General features: G+C 58.6%; 12 protein-coding genes. 8 read left to right on the top strand and 4 right to left on the bottom strand.

What is annotated here, in order from left to right; genetic code table 11:
* Positions 1–62: 62 nt before the first annotated feature.
* Positions 63–4,382 (bottom strand): M10 family metallopeptidase C-terminal domain-containing protein, encoded by a 4,320-nt coding sequence (locus QOL84_RS28905; RefSeq protein WP_283439414.1) that lies wholly within the window; start codon positions 4,380–4,382, stop codon positions 63–65.
* Between the two features lie 210 nt (positions 4,383–4,592).
* Here QOL84_RS28905 and QOL84_RS28900 point away from each other — a divergent pair, with 210 nt between their 5' ends.
* Together QOL84_RS28900 and QOL84_RS28895 are read left to right on the top strand one after the other, a co-directional pair.
* The gene (locus QOL84_RS28900) at positions 4,593–5,237 is read left to right on the top strand and encodes an MBL fold metallo-hydrolase (RefSeq protein WP_283439413.1); all 645 of its coding nucleotides are present in this window, start codon (positions 4,593–4,595) and stop codon (positions 5,235–5,237) included.
* Between the two features lie 118 nt (positions 5,238–5,355).
* Positions 5,356–6,093, top strand: coding sequence for a YiaD family glycine zipper/OmpA-like lipoprotein (locus QOL84_RS28895; RefSeq protein ID WP_129395450.1), 738 nt, complete (start codon positions 5,356–5,358; stop codon positions 6,091–6,093).
* A gap of 229 nt (positions 6,094–6,322) precedes the next feature.
* Here the strand turns inward: QOL84_RS28895 and QOL84_RS28890 are convergent, their stop codons facing one another.
* A complete protein-coding gene (locus tag QOL84_RS28890; protein ID WP_007917055.1) occupies positions 6,323–6,757 on the bottom strand; it encodes a Z-ring associated ZapG family protein in 435 nt (144 codons plus the stop codon).
* A gap of 144 nt (positions 6,758–6,901) precedes the next feature.
* Here QOL84_RS28890 and QOL84_RS28885 point away from each other — a divergent pair, with 144 nt between their 5' ends.
* From QOL84_RS28885 to zapE, 3 genes are all read left to right on the top strand, one after another.
* Positions 6,902–7,546 carry an alpha/beta hydrolase gene (locus QOL84_RS28885; RefSeq protein ID WP_283439412.1) on the top strand — a complete coding sequence of 215 codons (645 nt, stop codon included), beginning with the start codon at positions 6,902–6,904 and terminating at the stop codon, positions 7,544–7,546.
* A 24-nt stretch (positions 7,547–7,570) separates the two neighbouring features.
* Entirely contained in the window at positions 7,571–8,926 is a 1,356-nt protein-coding gene (locus tag QOL84_RS28880; RefSeq protein WP_283439411.1) for a tryptophan--tRNA ligase, read from the top strand.
* Between the two features lie 90 nt (positions 8,927–9,016).
* A complete protein-coding gene (gene zapE / locus QOL84_RS28875; protein ID WP_129395447.1) occupies positions 9,017–10,111 on the top strand; it encodes a cell division protein ZapE in 1,095 nt (364 codons plus the stop codon).
* A gap of 200 nt (positions 10,112–10,311) precedes the next feature.
* Here the strand turns inward: zapE and QOL84_RS28870 are convergent, their stop codons facing one another.
* The gene (locus tag QOL84_RS28870; RefSeq protein ID WP_174823981.1) at positions 10,312–11,208 is read right to left on the bottom strand and encodes a GlxA family transcriptional regulator; all 897 of its coding nucleotides are present in this window, start codon (positions 11,206–11,208) and stop codon (positions 10,312–10,314) included.
* A gap of 250 nt (positions 11,209–11,458) precedes the next feature.
* Between QOL84_RS28870 and QOL84_RS28865 the strand changes: the two genes are divergently transcribed.
* On the top strand, positions 11,459–12,595 hold the full coding sequence (locus QOL84_RS28865) for an acyl-CoA dehydrogenase family protein (protein ID WP_283439410.1): 1,137 nt from the start codon (positions 11,459–11,461) through the stop codon (positions 12,593–12,595).
* 87 nt (positions 12,596–12,682) lie between these two features.
* Here QOL84_RS28865 and QOL84_RS28860 read toward each other — a convergent pair whose 3' ends face one another.
* On the bottom strand, positions 12,683–13,723 hold the full coding sequence (locus QOL84_RS28860; protein ID WP_129395444.1) for an NADP(H)-dependent aldo-keto reductase: 1,041 nt from the start codon (positions 13,721–13,723) through the stop codon (positions 12,683–12,685).
* A 245-nt stretch (positions 13,724–13,968) separates the two neighbouring features.
* Between QOL84_RS28860 and rplM the strand changes: the two genes are divergently transcribed.
* On the top strand, positions 13,969–14,397 hold the full coding sequence (gene rplM, locus QOL84_RS28855) for a 50S ribosomal protein L13 (RefSeq protein WP_007917032.1): 429 nt from the start codon (positions 13,969–13,971) through the stop codon (positions 14,395–14,397).
* A 14-nt stretch (positions 14,398–14,411) separates the two neighbouring features.
* A complete protein-coding gene (gene rpsI / locus QOL84_RS28850) occupies positions 14,412–14,804 on the top strand; it encodes a 30S ribosomal protein S9 (protein WP_008080273.1) in 393 nt (130 codons plus the stop codon).
* Positions 14,805–15,012 lie beyond the last annotated feature (208 nt).

Genomic DNA, 15,012 nt, shown 5'->3' with positions numbered 1-15,012 from the left:
CAGTCGGGGCGTTTTTTATGGATGACGGCCTGTATGGCAAGCCGCAATGACTGCAATAACCGTCAGGCTACCAGGTCGTTGGCGCTGAAACTGTTCACCCCGACCAACTGGATCTCGAAGTCCGCACCGGCGTTGCCGCTGACGTTGCCCGAGAGCACGTGGTCAACGAAGCGCAGTTGCCCTGCGCCGGTGAAATCAGCCGCACCGATGAAAGAGAAGCCATTGAAACCGGCATCCAGCAGGTTGGCATCAAATTTCGTCAGGTCGATCTTGTCTCCTTGCAGGCTGTTGAAGTCGGTGATGACGTCGCGTGCGTTGCCGGTTGCGGATTCGTTCCATGCGTTGAACACAAACAGATCCGCACCGCTGCCTCCCGTGAGTGTATCGGTGCCCAATCCACCGATCAGGGTGTCAGCGCCAGCGCCGCCGTTGAGCACGTTGGCACCGGCATTGCCGATCAGCAAGTTATCCAGTGCGTTGCCGTTGCCGTTGAGGCTGGCGCTACCGGTCAGTGTGAGGTTCTCAAGATTGTTGCCCAGCGTGTAGTTGACCGACGACACGACGGTGTCGATTTCAGTGCTCAGGGTGCTGGTTTCGACAACCACGTCGCCGGTGCTGTCGACGATGTAAGTGTCGTTGCCGAGACCGCCGGTGAGCAGGTCGTTACCCGCGCCGCCGTCGAGAATGTTGTTGCCGTCGTTACCGGTCAGGCGGTTGCCCAAGGCGTTGCCGGTGGCGTTGATGTCGGCGTTGCCGGTCAGCACCAGGTACTCGACGTTGGACGTCAGGGCGTAGCTGATGGTGGAACGCACGGTGTCGATCTCACTGGCCAGCGTGCTGGTCTCGACCACCAGGTCGCCGACGTTGTCGACGAAATAGTAGTCGTTGCCGGCGCCGCCGATCATCGTGTCTGCGCCTTCCATGCCGTTGAGGACGTTGGCGGCACTGTTGCCGGTGAGCACGTTGTTCAGGTCGTTGCCGACCATATTGATAGCGTCAGTACCGGTCAGCTCGCCGTTTTCAATGTTGGCGGTGAAGAAGTAGCTGACGGAGGCCTTGACCAGATCAATACCTTCATTGGCCAGTTCGACAACGGAGTCGCCGGCGTTGTCGACGATATAAGTGTCATTGCCGGCGCCGCCGATCAAGGTGTCGGCACCCACGCCGCCGTCGAGCAGGTTATTGCCGATGTTGCCGGTGATGACGTTGTTCAGGCCGTTGCCGCTGCCGTTGAGGTCGGCAGTGCCGGTCAGAACCAGATTCTCGAGGTTGGCGCCCAGCGCGTAGTTGACTGACGCTTTGACGGTGTCGATTTCAGTGCTCAGGGTGCTGGTTTCGACAACCACGTCGCCGGTGCTGTCGACGATGTAAGTGTCGTTGCCGAGGCCGCCGGTGAGCAGGTCGTTACCCGCGCCGCCGTCGAGAATGTTGTTGCCGTCGTTACCGGTCAGGCGGTTGCCCAAGGCGTTGCCGGTGGCGTTGATGTCGGCGTTGCCGGTCAGCACCAGGTACTCGACGTTGGACGTCAGGGCGTAGCTGATGGTGGAACGCACGGTGTCGATCTCACTGGCCAGCGTGCTGGTCTCGACCACCAGGTCGCCGACGTTGTCGACGAAATAGTAGTCGTTGCCGGCGCCGCCGATCATCGTGTCCGCACCGGCCATGCCGTTGAGAACGTTGGCGGCACTGTTGCCGGTGAGCACGTTGTTCAGGTCGTTGCCGACCATGTTGATGGCATCGGTGCCGGTCAGTTCGCCGTCTTCAACGTTGGCGTTGAAGACGTAACTGACGGAGGCCTTGACCAGATCCTGGCCTTCGTTGGCCAGTTCGACAACCGAGTCGTTGGCGTTGTCGATGATGTAGGTGTCATTGCCAGCGCCGCCGATCAGGGTGTCGGCACCCGCGCCGCCATCCAAAGTGTCGTTGCCGGCGCCACCTTGCAGTGTGTTGGCCGCGGCGTTGCCGGTGAGTCGATTGTCCAGATTGTTGCCAGTCAGATTGATCGCATTGTTCCCGGTCAGCAGACCTTCCTCGATATTGGCGCCGAGGGTATAGCTGATCGAGGCATTGACACGGTCGTAGCCTTCGTCTGCTTGTTCAATGACGGTATCACTGGCGTTGTCGACGATATAAGTGTCATTGCCGGCGCCGCCGATTAAGGTGTCGGCACCCACGCCGCCGTCGAGCAGGTTATTGCCGATGTTGCCGGTGATGACGTTGTTCAGGCCGTTGCCGCTGCCGTTGAGGTCGGCAGTGCCGGTCAGAACCAGATTCTCGAGGTTGGCGCCCAGCGCGTAGTTGACTGACGCTTTGACGGTGTCGATTTCAGTGCTCAGGGTGCTGGTTTCGACAACCACGTCGCCGGTGCTGTCGACGATGTAAGTGTCGTTGCCGAGGCCGCCGGTGAGCAGGTCGTTACCCGCGCCGCCGTCGAGAATGTTGTTGCCGTCGTTACCGGTCAGGCGGTTGCCCAAGGCGTTGCCGGTGGCGTTGATGTCGGCGTTGCCGGTCAGCACCAGGTACTCGACGTTGGACGTCAGGGCGTAGCTGATGGTGGAACGCACGGTGTCGATCTCACTGGCCAGCGTGCTGGTCTCGACCACCAGGTCGCCGACGTTGTCGACGAAATAGTAGTCGTTGCCGGCGCCGCCGATCATCGTGTCCGCACCGGCCATGCCGTTGAGAACGTTGGCGGCACTGTTGCCGGTGAGCACGTTGTTCAGGTCGTTGCCGACCATGTTGATGGCATCGGTGCCGGTCAGTTCGCCGTCTTCAACGTTGGCGTTGAAGACGTAACTGACGGAGGCCTTGACCAGATCCTGGCCTTCGTTGGCCAGTTCGACAACGGAGTCGCCGGCGTTGTCGATGATGTAGGTGTCATTGCCAGCGCCGCCGATCAGGGTGTCGGCACCCGCGCCGCCGTTGAGCAGGTTGTTGCCGATGTTGCCGGTGATGACGTTGTTCAGGCCGTTGCCGTTGCCATTGAGGTCGGCAGTACCGGTGAGGACCAGATTTTCCACGTTGGCGCTCAGCGTGTAGCTGACCGACGCCTTGACCGTGTCGATCTCGGTGCTCAAAGTGCTAGTTTCGACAACCACGTCGCCTGTGCTGTCGACGATGTAAGTGTCGTTGCCGAGTCCGCCGGTGAGCAGGTCGTTACCCGCGCCGCCGTCGAGAATGTTGTTGCCGACATTACCGGTCAGACGATTGCCAAGGGCGTTACCGGTGGCATTGATGTTCGCCGTGCCAGCCAGGGACAGGTATTCGAGATTGGCGCCGAGTGTGTAGTCGATAACGGAAATGACGGTGTCATATTCAGTGAGTGATGCGTTCGTCTCGATGATCACATCGTTAACGTTATCGACGACGTAGGTATCGTTACCGGCGCCACCGCTCATGGTGTCCGCACCGCCCATGCCGTTGAGCCAGTTGTTCAGATCGTTGCCGATCAGGACATCATCGAAGGCAGAGCCGGTGGCATTTTCAATCTTGGCACCGAACGCGATCGCTAGGCCGTCATTGACCGACGCCTGAGTGGTGGTGTTGACGAAAGCCTTGCCGATCTGGCTGTACTGCCCCTCATTGAGGTTCAGTGTGACTGCCGACAGTTGATTGCTTGCGTCGATGGTGTCGTTACCGCCAGCGTCCCAGATGGTCTCGAAAACCGATTGGTCAGGTGCCCATTTGTAGACGTTGTCGCCAGCCTGCCAGAGCATGTTGGCACCGTAGAGCTGCTGGATCACGAGGATGTCCAGAACCATCGGCGTCGTTGGCTGATAGGAGTACGTGTTGTTGTAGCTCATCAGGGTGAAATGCGAATCGTCGATCAACGGCGAAATAAGGGTGCTGTTGGTCGGGCTCGCTTCGAACGGGTGCTTCAGGCCCAGCGCATGACCGATTTCATGGACAAATGTCATGTAGTCATACGTGCCTCGGACAGGGTTCGGGTTATCCGTCACCGGTCCGATCCAGACGTCGCCGGCCAGAGGTTTTTCATCAGGAAAGTAGGCCCACGCGGCCGTTTTCGGGTCCATGCCGGCGTAGCCGCCAAAACGCAGGTCGCCAGCGCTGTCGTTAATGTCGCTGATCAGCGTGAATTTGATGTTCGCTACGGCGCTCCAGGCATTGAGTGCACTGGTCACGGCGGTTTGTTGTGCACTGGTCAGGGCATAGCTGTTGAGAAATTCGTTGTCCGGACTGTAGCCCTTGGCGAAGTACGACTGGCCGGGGGTGACAAAGCTGTAGGTCAGTCGGGTCGAGAAGAAATCGCTGCCACCAAAGTCCGGGCTCAGCCACTGTGTGCCAAAGATCAGGCTGTCTGCCTGGGCATTGCCGGTAAGAAACGAAGGCCTGGTGAGCACATAACCTGTTGGTGACGACATTGCGAGATCCTGAGTGGGGGCGGCCTTCCTGAATATGGCCACTTCAATAAACAATTTTGTACCAAGAGCAGCGTCAATTGATATCAGTACGCCACTATTTTTTTATCGGTGGCGCCAGAAAAATGACTCAGCCCTATATCGGTGCGCCGGCATGAAACTGAAGATCGGCAGGCTGGTATCCTGTCGGAAATCGAAATTCAGGAGCTCTCGATGAATGTCCCGGCCACTAAGCTCATCCGCGAAACCTTTCCCGTCGGCCCGCTCCAGTGCAACTGCACCATCATCGGTGACCCGATCACCAAAAAGGCGATCGTCGTCGATCCGGGTGGCAATCCTGACCTGATCATGGCGCGCCTCGATGCGCATGGCCTGAAAGTCGTCAGCATCATCCACACCCATGCCCATCTCGATCACTTCCTCGCCTCCGGCCAGATGAAAGAGAAAACCGGTGCGACCCTGCACTTGCACAAGGAAGATCAGTTCCTCTGGGACAACCTTGAGATGCAGTGCCAGATGTTCGGCGTGCCCTACATCCCGGTGCCATCGCCGGATCGCTGGTTGAGCGATGACGAGGAACTCGCCTGTGGCTGCGGCGTGGCGCTGCATACGCCGGGTCATACGCCCGGTTCCATGAGCTTTTGGTTTTCCGAGGCTAAGCTGTTGATTGCCGGCGACACGCTGTTTCGTCGCGGCGTAGGGCGCACGGATTTGTGGGGCGGCGACCAGGCGACCATCGTGCGGTCGATCAAGCAGCGGTTGTATACCCTGGACGAAGATGCAACGGTGGTGACCGGGCATGGTCCGGATACGCGACTGGGTGATGAAATGCGCGAAAACCCGTTTGTGCGGGCGTAAATATTTTGTCACGAGTGCCCGGCGGAATTTTTGTGCATTGTCATGATCCAACGCCCGCGCAGGTCCATTTTACCCAGTGGCCGCTGCATCACAGAATGCGAAAAACCAGGAGCTCTCCATGTTCACCAAGCGTCGTTTGATTATTGTCGCTACTGCCGTGGCCTTGCTGTCCGGCTGCGCCTCGCCTAACCCGTATGACAATCAGGGCCAGGCCGACGGTGGCTCTCAAGGCATGAGCAAAACCGCCAAGTACGGTGGTCTCGGTGCTCTGGCCGGTGCTTTGGCCGGTGCTGCCATCGACCATAACAATCGCGGCAAGGGTGCCTTGATCGGCGCCGCTGTGGTGGGTGCTTCAGCGGCCGGTTACGGTTACTACGCTGACAAACAGGAAGCCAAGCTGCGCGCCAGCATGGCCAACACCGGAGTTGAAGTGCAGCGTCAGGGCGACCAGATCAAGCTGATCATGCCGGGCAACATCACCTTCGCCACCGATTCGGCGAACATTGCATCGAGCTTCTACCAGCCGCTGAACAACCTGGCCAACTCGCTGAAAGAGTTCAACCAGAACCAGATCGAAATCGTCGGCTACACCGACAGCACCGGCAGCCGTCAGCACAACATGGACCTGTCCCAGCGTCGTGCGCAGAGCGTGGCGACCTACCTGACCTCGCAAGGTGTCGGCGGTGCCAACCTGACGGCCCGTGGTGCCGGTCCCGATAATCCGATTGCCAGCAACGGTGACGTCAATGGCCGGGCGCAGAACCGTCGGGTTGAAGTCAACCTGAAGGCGATCCCGGGCCAGCAGTATGGTGGTCAGCAGCAACAGCAGCCGGGTACGGTTCAGCAGTATCCGTAAGCGATTGCCTGAATGAAGAAATGCCCGATCCTGTGATCGGGCATTTTTTTTGTGTGGCCGGTTATGGCCTCATCGCGAGCAGGCTCACTCCTACAGGGGAATGCATTTCAAAATGTAGGAGTGAGCCTGCTCGCGATGGCGATCAAATCGGCACCACAAAACTATCAGGCACAAAAAAGCCCCCGGACACATCACTGTCCGGGGGCTTTTTGTTTTCAGCGAAGGCTGATTACTTCTTCAGACCATAATGCTCATCGAGCATGCCCGGCGAGTTCGGGGTTTTCGGTGCGTAGTCGCGTGGCGGCTCCTGATCGCGCGGTGGCGTCAGGCGTTCGCGTGGTGCCACTGCCGCGTCGGCATGCAGGGCGGCGATCAGGCGCTGGCGGGTCTGCTCGTCCAGGGCCAGACGATTGGCACCCTCGGCGAGATGGTCCTGCACTTCCTGATAGCTCTGGGTCAGTTTCTTGACCAGCATCGCGGTGCTGTTGAAGTGGGTGACCACCTCGTTCTGATAACTGTCGAAGCGTTCCTGAATATCATCCAGTTGACGCTGCGTGCGGCTCGGTGCGGCGTTCGGCGCAACGCGCGCGATCAGGAATCCAATGGCGACACCCACAACCAGGGCAAGAGTCGGTAACAACCAAACTAAGAGCGAGTGTTCCACGAGTCCTTCCTCTATAAACGGCTTTGCTTTACGTTAACGGCTCGAACCTGCGCTGTATACCGCGATTCACTCGCAATAGATTGGCACAGACAATTTGCTAGACGAGTCGACCCGATTCGAGGTCACGGAGTTCCTTCCTTGCTGATGCGTGAAACCCCTGTAGTGATTGCCGGCCCTGTCGGCCAAATCGAAGCTCTGCTTCTCGAAAACAAGAGCTTGGACAACGAGCAGCCGCGCGGCATCGCGCTGATCTGCCACCCGAACCCGGTGCAGGGCGGCACCATGCTCAACAAGGTTGTCTCGACCCTGCAGCGCACCGCGCGCGACGCCGGCCTGATTACCTTGCGTTTCAACTATCGTGGCGTCGGCGCCAGCGAAGGTTCGCATGACATGGGCACCGGTGAAGTCGATGACGCTCAGGCGGCTGCCAAGTGGCTGCGGGAAAAACACCCGGATCTGCCGATGACCCTGTTCGGTTTCTCCTTCGGCGGATTTGTTGCAGCAAGTCTCGGCGGCCGTCTTGAAGCGCAAGGCGTGCAGCTCAAGCACCTGTTCATGGTCGCGCCGGCGGTCATGCGTCTGGGCGAGCAGGATCAACTGCCGCAACACGGCGAACTCACGGTGATCCAGCCGGAAACCGACGAAGTCATCGATCCGCAGTTGGTCTACGACTGGTCGGAAAAACTCCAGCGCCCCCATGAGCTGCTGAAAGTGGCAGAATGCGGACACTTTTTTCATGGCAAGCTGACCGATCTCAAGGATCTGATCCTGCCGCGTCTCTCGAATTGATTGCAGTCTGACAAGCGATTACCCATGACGAACCGTACCCGTATCCTCACCGGCATCACCACCACCGGCACGCCGCACCTGGGCAACTACGCCGGCGCGATCCGCCCGGCAATCCTTGCCAGCCGCGACAGCAATGCCGATTCGTTCTACTTTCTGGCCGACTACCACGCCCTGATCAAATGCGATGACCCGCTGCGCATCCAGCGCTCGCGTCTGGAAATCGCCGCGACCTGGCTGGCCGGTGGCCTCGATGTCGACCGCGTGACCTTCTACCGCCAGTCCGACATCCCGGAAATCCCCGAGCTGACCTGGCTGCTGACCTGCGTTGCCGCCAAAGGCCTGCTCAACCGTGCGCACGCCTATAAGGCCTCGGTCGACAAGAACGTCGAAACCGGTGAAGACCCGGACGCCGGCATCACCATGGGCCTCTACAGCTACCCGGTGCTGATGGCCGCGGACATTCTGATGTTCAACGCGCACAAGGTGCCGGTCGGTCGTGACCAGATCCAGCATGTCGAGATGGCGCGTGATATCGGCCAGCGCTTCAACCACTTGTTCGGTCAGGGCAAAGAATTCTTCACCATGCCCGAAGCGCTGATTGAAGAAAGCGTGGCGACGTTGCCGGGCCTCGACGGTCGCAAGATGTCGAAGAGCTACGACAACACCATCCCGTTGTTCTCCAGCGCCAAAGAGATGAAGGACGCGATTTCGCGGATCGTTACTGATTCGAAAGCGCCAGGCGAAGCGAAAGATCCGGACAACTCGCATTTGTTCACCCTGTTCCAGGCGTTCGCCACGCCGGCGCAGGCTGGTGAGTTCCGCAGCGAACTGCTCGGTGGTCTGGGTTGGGGTGAGGCGAAGAACCGTCTGTTCCAGTTGCTCGACAACGATCTCGGCGAGGCGCGCGACAAGTATCACCAGTTGATCGAACGTCCGGCGGATCTTGAAGACATCCTGCAGATCGGTGCGAAAAAGGCCCGTGCCGTGGCGACGCCGTTTCTCAACGAACTGCGCGAAGCCGTTGGCCTGCGTTCTTTCGTCAATCAGGTACAAGTCGCAACGACGACCAAGAAGAAAGCCGCGAAAGCCGCACGTTTCGTCAGCTTCCGCGAAGACGACGGTAGCTTCCGTTTCCGTCTGCTGGCGGCCGATGGCGAGCAACTGCTGCTGTCGCGCAATTTCGCCGACGGCAAAACCGCAGGCCAAGTGACCAAACAGCTGCAAACCGGCCAGCCGCTGGACGTGCGCAGCGAAGACCTGAGCTTCAGCGTCTGGCTGGAAGGTGATTGCGTTGGCGATAGCCCGGCGTTCGCCGACACGGTTGCGCGGGACGCGGCCATCGAGGCGCTGCGCATCGCGCTGACCCCGGTTCAGGACTAATCGGCGGCACGGTCCGACCAAGGGCCGATTGCCATTCCCACGGGCCGTCGCTACAGTGACGGCCCGTTTTTGTTGCCTTGCTAACGAATTATGACGCCCCTAGAACGATACCAAGCTGATCTGAAACGCCCGGACTTCTTCCATGACGCCGCGCAGGAAACTGCTGTGCGTCATCTACAGCGTTTGTACGAGGATCTGATCGCCGCCGATCAGAACAAACCGGGTCTGCTGAGCAAGCTGTTCGGCAAAAAAGATCAGACGCCGGTCAAGGGCCTTTATTTCTGGGGCGGCGTGGGTCGCGGAAAAACTTACCTGGTCGACACCTTCTTCGAAGCGCTGCCGTTCAAGGAAAAGACCCGCACCCACTTCCACCGCTTCATGAAGCGTGTGCACGAAGAGATGAAAACCCTCGGTGGCGAGAAAAACCCGCTGACCCTCATCGCCAAACGTTTTGCCGATGAGTCGCGGGTAATCTGCTTCGATGAGTTCTTCGTTTCCGACATCACAGACGCGATGATCCTCGGCACGTTGATGGAAGAATTGTTCAAGAATGGCGTGACCCTGGTCGCGACCTCGAACATCGTCCCGGACGGTCTGTACAAGGACGGTCTGCAACGCGCGCGCTTCCTGCCGGCGATTGCGCTGATCAAGCAGAACACCGAGATCGTCAACGTTGACAGCGGCGTCGACTACCGTCTGCGTCACCTCGAACAAGCGGAGCTGTTTCACTTTCCGCTCGACGAAGCGTCCCACGAAAGCCTGCGCAAGAGCTTCCGCGCGCTGACGCCAGAGTGCACCGCAGCGGTCGAGAATGACGTGCTGATGATCGAGAACCGCGAGATCCGTGCCCTGCGTACTTGTGACGATGTGGCCTGGTTCGATTTCCGCGAACTCTGCGACGGCCCGCGCAGCCAGAACGATTACATCGAGCTGGGCAAGATCTTCCACGCCGTGCTGCTCAGCGGCGTCGAGCAGATGAGCGTCACCACCGACGACATCGCCCGTCGCTTCATCAACATGGTCGACGAATTCTACGACCGTAACGTCAAGCTGATCATTTCGGCGGAAGTCGAGCTGAAGGATCTGTACACCGGCGGCCGTTTGAACTTCGAGTTCCAGCGCACGCTGAGCCGCTTGCTGGAGATGCAATCGCACGAATTCCTGTCGCGGGCGCACAAGCCTTAAACAGTTTCGCCAAATAAACAGGGCCTGCAATTGCAGGCCCTTTTTTTATCTCGAATTCACCGGCCCGCGCACACTGATCGTTCCCACGCTCCGCGTGGGAATGCATACCGTGACGCTCTGCGTCACATTCCGGGGCGGACGCAGAGCGTCCATTGGCAGCGTTCCCACGCAGAGCGTGGGAACGCTCATCGGGGGGAGGGTTATGCAGCCTGTTGGAACTGCTGTCGATACTGGTTCGGCGACAGCTCGGTGTGCTGGCGGAATAGCCGCGCAAAGAAGCTTGCATCGTCGTAGCCGACCTCATAACTGATGGTCTTGATGCTCTTGCGGCTGCCGGACAGCAAGCCTTTCGCGGTCTCGATCCGCAGCCTTTGCAGGTAATGCAACGGTTTGTCGCCGGTGGCCGTCTGGAAGCGCCGCATGAAATTGCGGATGCTCATGCCGTGCTCGCGGGCGACGTCTTCGAAGCGGAACTTGTCGGCGAAGTGCTCTTCGAGCCAGTGCTGGATCTGCAGAATGATCACATCCTGATGCAGCTTCTGCCCACCGAAACCGATGCGTCCCGGCGAATAGCTGCGCTGCACTTCGTAGAGGATGTCGCGGGCCACGGCTTGCGCGACGTTTGCCCCGCAGAAGCGTTCGATCAGATAGATATAGAGATCGCAGGCTGAAGTGGTGCCGCCGGCGCAGTAGAGGTTATCGGCGTCGGTCAGGTGTTTGTCCTGATTCAGGTACACCCGCGGAAAACGCTCGGCGAACGCATTGAAGAACCGCCAGTAGGTGGTCGCTTCCTTGCCGTTGAGCAGGCCGGCTTCGGCCAGCCAGAACACCCCGGTGGCTTCGCCGCACAACACTGCGCCACGCGCATGCTGTTCGCGCAACCACGGCAAGACCTGGGGATAACGGCTGCAAAGCGTATCGAAATCGTCCCAGAACGCCGGAAGGATAATGACGTCGGCGTTTTCCAGGCCGCCGTCGACCGGCATGACCACGTCACTGAAGCTGTTCACTGGTTTGCCGTCGGGACTGACCAGGCGCGTTTCAAACGCCGGAGTCAGGCCGTGGCCCAGTTGCTTGCCGTAACGCAGGCTGGCCAGATGGAAAAAATCCTTGGCCTGCATGAGAGTAGATGCGAAAACCCGGTCAATCGCCAGGATGCTGACGCGCCGCAAGGGCGTGGAGACTTGCTTGGACATAATTCAACTTTTGTTTTGTTTTTATAAGGGAAAGTGGTCACCAGACGGCTGGATCGTCTTATTTTTTGTCGGATGTGTCCAGTGTCCTGTATCGCCGGTGGCGCTTAGTCTCTGAAGGTCATCCCCCTCCAACAACAAAGAAAGGTGCCGCATGATCCCCAGAACCTTGTTCAGCTCCGAGCACGAATTGTTCCGCGACAGCGTACGAACCTTCCTCGAAAAAGAGGCTGTGCCGTTCCACGCTCAATGGGAGAAACAAGGCCATATCGACCGCAAGCTCTGGAACAAGGCGGGGGAGGCGGGAATGCTTTGCTCGCACCTGCCGGAAGAGTACGGCGGTTTGGGGGCGGACTTTCTGTACAGCGCCGTGGTGATCGAAGAGGTCGGTCGACTGGGGTTGACCGGCATCGGTTTCTCGCTGCATTCGGACATTGTTGCGCCGTACATCCTGCATTACGGCAGCGAGGCACTGAAGCACAAATACCTGCCGAAACTGGTCTCGGGCGAGATGGTCACAGCCATCGCCATGACCGAGCCGGGTGCGGGCTCCGACCTGCAAGGCGTGAAAACCACCGCTGTGCTGGACGGTGACGAGTACGTGATCAACGGTTCGAAAACCTTCATCACCAACGGCTTCTTGGCAGATCTGGTGATCGTCGTCGCCAAAACCGATCCGAAAGCCGGCGCCAAAGGCACCAGCCTGTTTCTAGTTGAAGCGAATAGCCCGGGATTCGAGAAGGGCAAGCGCCTGGAGAAGGTCGGCATGAAGGCGCAGGACACCTCGGAATTGTTTTTCCAAGACGTGCGTGTGCCGAAGGAAAACCTGCTGGGGCAGGCGGGAGCAGGGTTTGCCTATCTGATGCAGGAGTTGCCGCAGGAGCGTCTGACCGTGGCCATTGGTGGTCTGGCTTCAGCCGAGGCAGCGTTGCAGTGGACGCTGGATTACACCCGCGATCGCAAGGCGTTCGGCAAAGCGATTGCTGACTTCCAGAACACCCGTTTCAAGCTGGCGGAGATGGCCACCGAGATTCAGATCGGCAGGGTCTTCGTCGATAAATGTCTCGAATTACATCTGCAAGGCAAGCTGGATGTGCCGACGGCGGCGATGGCGAAATACTGGGGCACTGATCTGCAATGCAAGGTCCTCGACGAGTGCGTGCAGTTGCATGGCGGTTACGGCTTCATGTGGGAATACCCGGTGGCCCGGGCATGGGCGGATGCGCGGGTGCAGCGGATTTATGCCGGCACCAATGAAATCATGAAGGAGATCATTGCGCGGTCGCTTTGACGGCTGAAAGGATCGCAGCCTGCGGCAGCTCCTACAGGGTTCACACCCAACCCGTGTAGGAGCTGCCGCAGGCTGCGATCTTTTTACTTACGGGGCAGGATTCGGATGATCCTTATGAATCGCCTCGATCCCTGCCAGCACTTCATCCGAGAGCTGCAGATCGAAACTGGCAATGTTGCTGTCCAGTTGCTCAAGCGTCGTTGCCCCGATGATGTTGCTGGTGACGAACGGTTGCTGGGTCACAAACGCCAACGCCATTTGCGCCGGATCCAGACCGTGTTCACGGGCCAGCGCGACGTAACGGCTGCACGCTGCTTCCGATTGCGCGTTGAAATAGCGGCTGAAGCGGCTGTAGAGGCTCAGGCGGCCTTTCGGCGGACGCGCGCCACCTTCGTACTTGCCTGAGAGGAAACCAAACGCCAGCGGCGAATAAGCGAGCAGGCCGCATTGTTCGCGGATGGCGATTTCCGCCAGGCCGACTTCAAAGCTGCGGTTGAGCAGGTTGTACGGGTTCTGGATCGACACCGCACGCGGCCAGCCACGGGCTTCGGCCAGCGCGAGAAAACGCATGGTGCCCCACGGTGTTTCGTTGGACAGGCCGATGTGACGAATCTTGCCGGCCTTCACTTGCTCGTCGAGCGCTTCAAGAGTGTCTTCCAGCGGAGTGAGATTGGCTTCGATCTTGTGCTTGTAGCCCAGCTGTCCGAAAAAGTTGGTGCTGCGCTCCGGCCAGTGCAATTGATACAGGTCGATGTAGTCGGTCTGCAGGCGCTCAAGGCTGGCATCCACCGCAGCGGTGATGTGCTGGCGATTGTGGCGCAGGTTTTTGTCGCGGATATAGTCGATGGTGTTGCCGGGGCCGGCGATTTTGCTGGCGAGGATCCAGTCGGCGCGGTCGCCGCGGCTTTTGAAGTAATTGCCGATGTAGCGCTCGGTAGTGGCGTAGGTTTCGGCTTTTGGCGGCACCGGGTACATCTCGGCGGTGTCGATGAAATTGATCCCGGCTTCCTTGGCCCGTTCGATCTGGGCGAAGGCTTCAGCTTCAGTGTTTTGCTCGCCCCAGGTCATGGTGCCGAGGCAGATTGCACTCACGTTCAGGTCGGTACGGCCTAGCTGGCGATAGTCCATCGGGTGCTCCTTGGGCAAAACAATCATAAAAGCAGGTTGAAATATTTTTCGCAATCTGCATAATTGCCGACCTCTTTCTGCAGTGGAAGTGATGCGCCGCCGCCGAAGAATCTTGCCGTTGAACGGACGCGCCGACCCGAGCCCCCGAAAGCGTCTGTATCCGGCTGCCTTTGACTTGTCAAAGTACGCACTATTCAGTAAGATCCGCCGTCTAATTTACAGGGCGGCCCCTGAGGCTATAAAGAATGAAAACTTTTACTGCTAAACCAGAAACAGTAAAGCGCGACTGGTTTGTCGTCGACGCTGCTGGTCAGACCCTGGGTCGTCTGGCCACCGAAATCGCGAGCCGTCTGCGTGGCAAGCACAAGCCTGAGTACACTCCTCACGTTGACACCGGCGACTACATCGTCGTAATCAACGCTGAGCAGATTCGTGTTACCGGTGCTAAAACCACTGACAAAATGTACTACTCCCACTCCGGTTTCCCGGGCGGCATCAAGTCGATCAACTTTGAAAAGCTGATCGCTAAAGCCCCTGAGCGCGTGATCGAGACCGCGGTTAAAGGCATGCTGCCTAAAAACCCACTGGGTCGCGACATGTACCGTAAGCTGAAAGTCTATGCGGGCGCTGCACACCCACATACTGCTCAGCAGCCCCAAGAACTGAAGTTTTAACGGAATAGTACATTATGTCGGCGACTCAAAATTACGGCACTGGCCGTCGCAAGACCGCAACCGCACGCGTTTTCCTGCGTCCGGGTACTGGTAACATCTCCATCAACAACCGTTCGCTGGAAAACTTCTTCGGCCGCGAAACTGCCCGCATGGTAGTTCGCCAGCCGCTGGAGCTGACTGAGACTGTCGAGAAGTTCGACATCTACGTCACCGTGATCGGCGGTGGTGTAAGTGGTCAAGCTGGCGCAATCCGCCACGGCATCACTCGCGCTCTGATGGACTACGACGAAACCCTGCGTGGCGCTCTGCGCAAAGCTGGCTTCGTTACTCGCGACGCCCGTGAAGTTGAACGTAAGAAAGTTGGTCTGCGTAAAGCGCGTAAGCGTCCGCAGTACTCGAAGCGTTAATTCCGCTTCCACGTTCAAAAAGAACGCCCGATTCCTCACGGAAGCGGGCGTTTTTTTATGCCTGCGATTTATCAAAAGAATTGCGCTGTGACAACTTGCCACATTCGTAGACCCCCTATACTGCAAGGCTTGAGGGTGAGAGCTCCGGGTAATTCCCTTGTCAGAATTGGGGCTTTTCATTACCATTCGGCAAAATTTTTATAAGTAA

Source organism: Pseudomonas helmanticensis (genome assembly GCF_900182985.1).
In the GTDB taxonomy this organism is placed as follows: Bacteria; Pseudomonadota; Gammaproteobacteria; order Pseudomonadales; family Pseudomonadaceae; genus Aquipseudomonas; species Aquipseudomonas helmanticensis.
Note: the sequence above shows the minus strand (reverse complement) of the source record. Positions and strands in the feature narration are given on the sequence as shown.

Coding starts and splice junctions, on each gene's coding strand:
- QOL84_RS28900 (WP_283439413.1), top strand. CDS start 4,593: ATGAATGTCCCGGCCACTAAGCTCATCCGCGAAACCTTTCCCGTCGGC.
- rplM (WP_007917032.1), top strand. CDS start 13,969: ATGAAAACTTTTACTGCTAAACCAGAAACAGTAAAGCGCGACTGGTTT.
- rpsI (WP_008080273.1), top strand. CDS start 14,412: ATGTCGGCGACTCAAAATTACGGCACTGGCCGTCGCAAGACCGCAACC.
- QOL84_RS28885 (WP_283439412.1), top strand. CDS start 6,902: ATGCGTGAAACCCCTGTAGTGATTGCCGGCCCTGTCGGCCAAATCGAA.
- QOL84_RS28880 (WP_283439411.1), top strand. CDS start 7,571: ATGACGAACCGTACCCGTATCCTCACCGGCATCACCACCACCGGCACG.
- zapE (WP_129395447.1), top strand. CDS start 9,017: ATGACGCCCCTAGAACGATACCAAGCTGATCTGAAACGCCCGGACTTC.
- QOL84_RS28895 (WP_129395450.1), top strand. CDS start 5,356: ATGTTCACCAAGCGTCGTTTGATTATTGTCGCTACTGCCGTGGCCTTG.
- QOL84_RS28905 (WP_283439414.1), bottom strand. CDS start 4,382: ATGTCGTCACCAACAGGTTATGTGCTCACCAGGCCTTCGTTTCTTACC.
- QOL84_RS28860 (WP_129395444.1), bottom strand. CDS start 13,723: ATGGACTATCGCCAGCTAGGCCGTACCGACCTGAACGTGAGTGCAATC.
- QOL84_RS28865 (WP_283439410.1), top strand. CDS start 11,459: ATGATCCCCAGAACCTTGTTCAGCTCCGAGCACGAATTGTTCCGCGAC.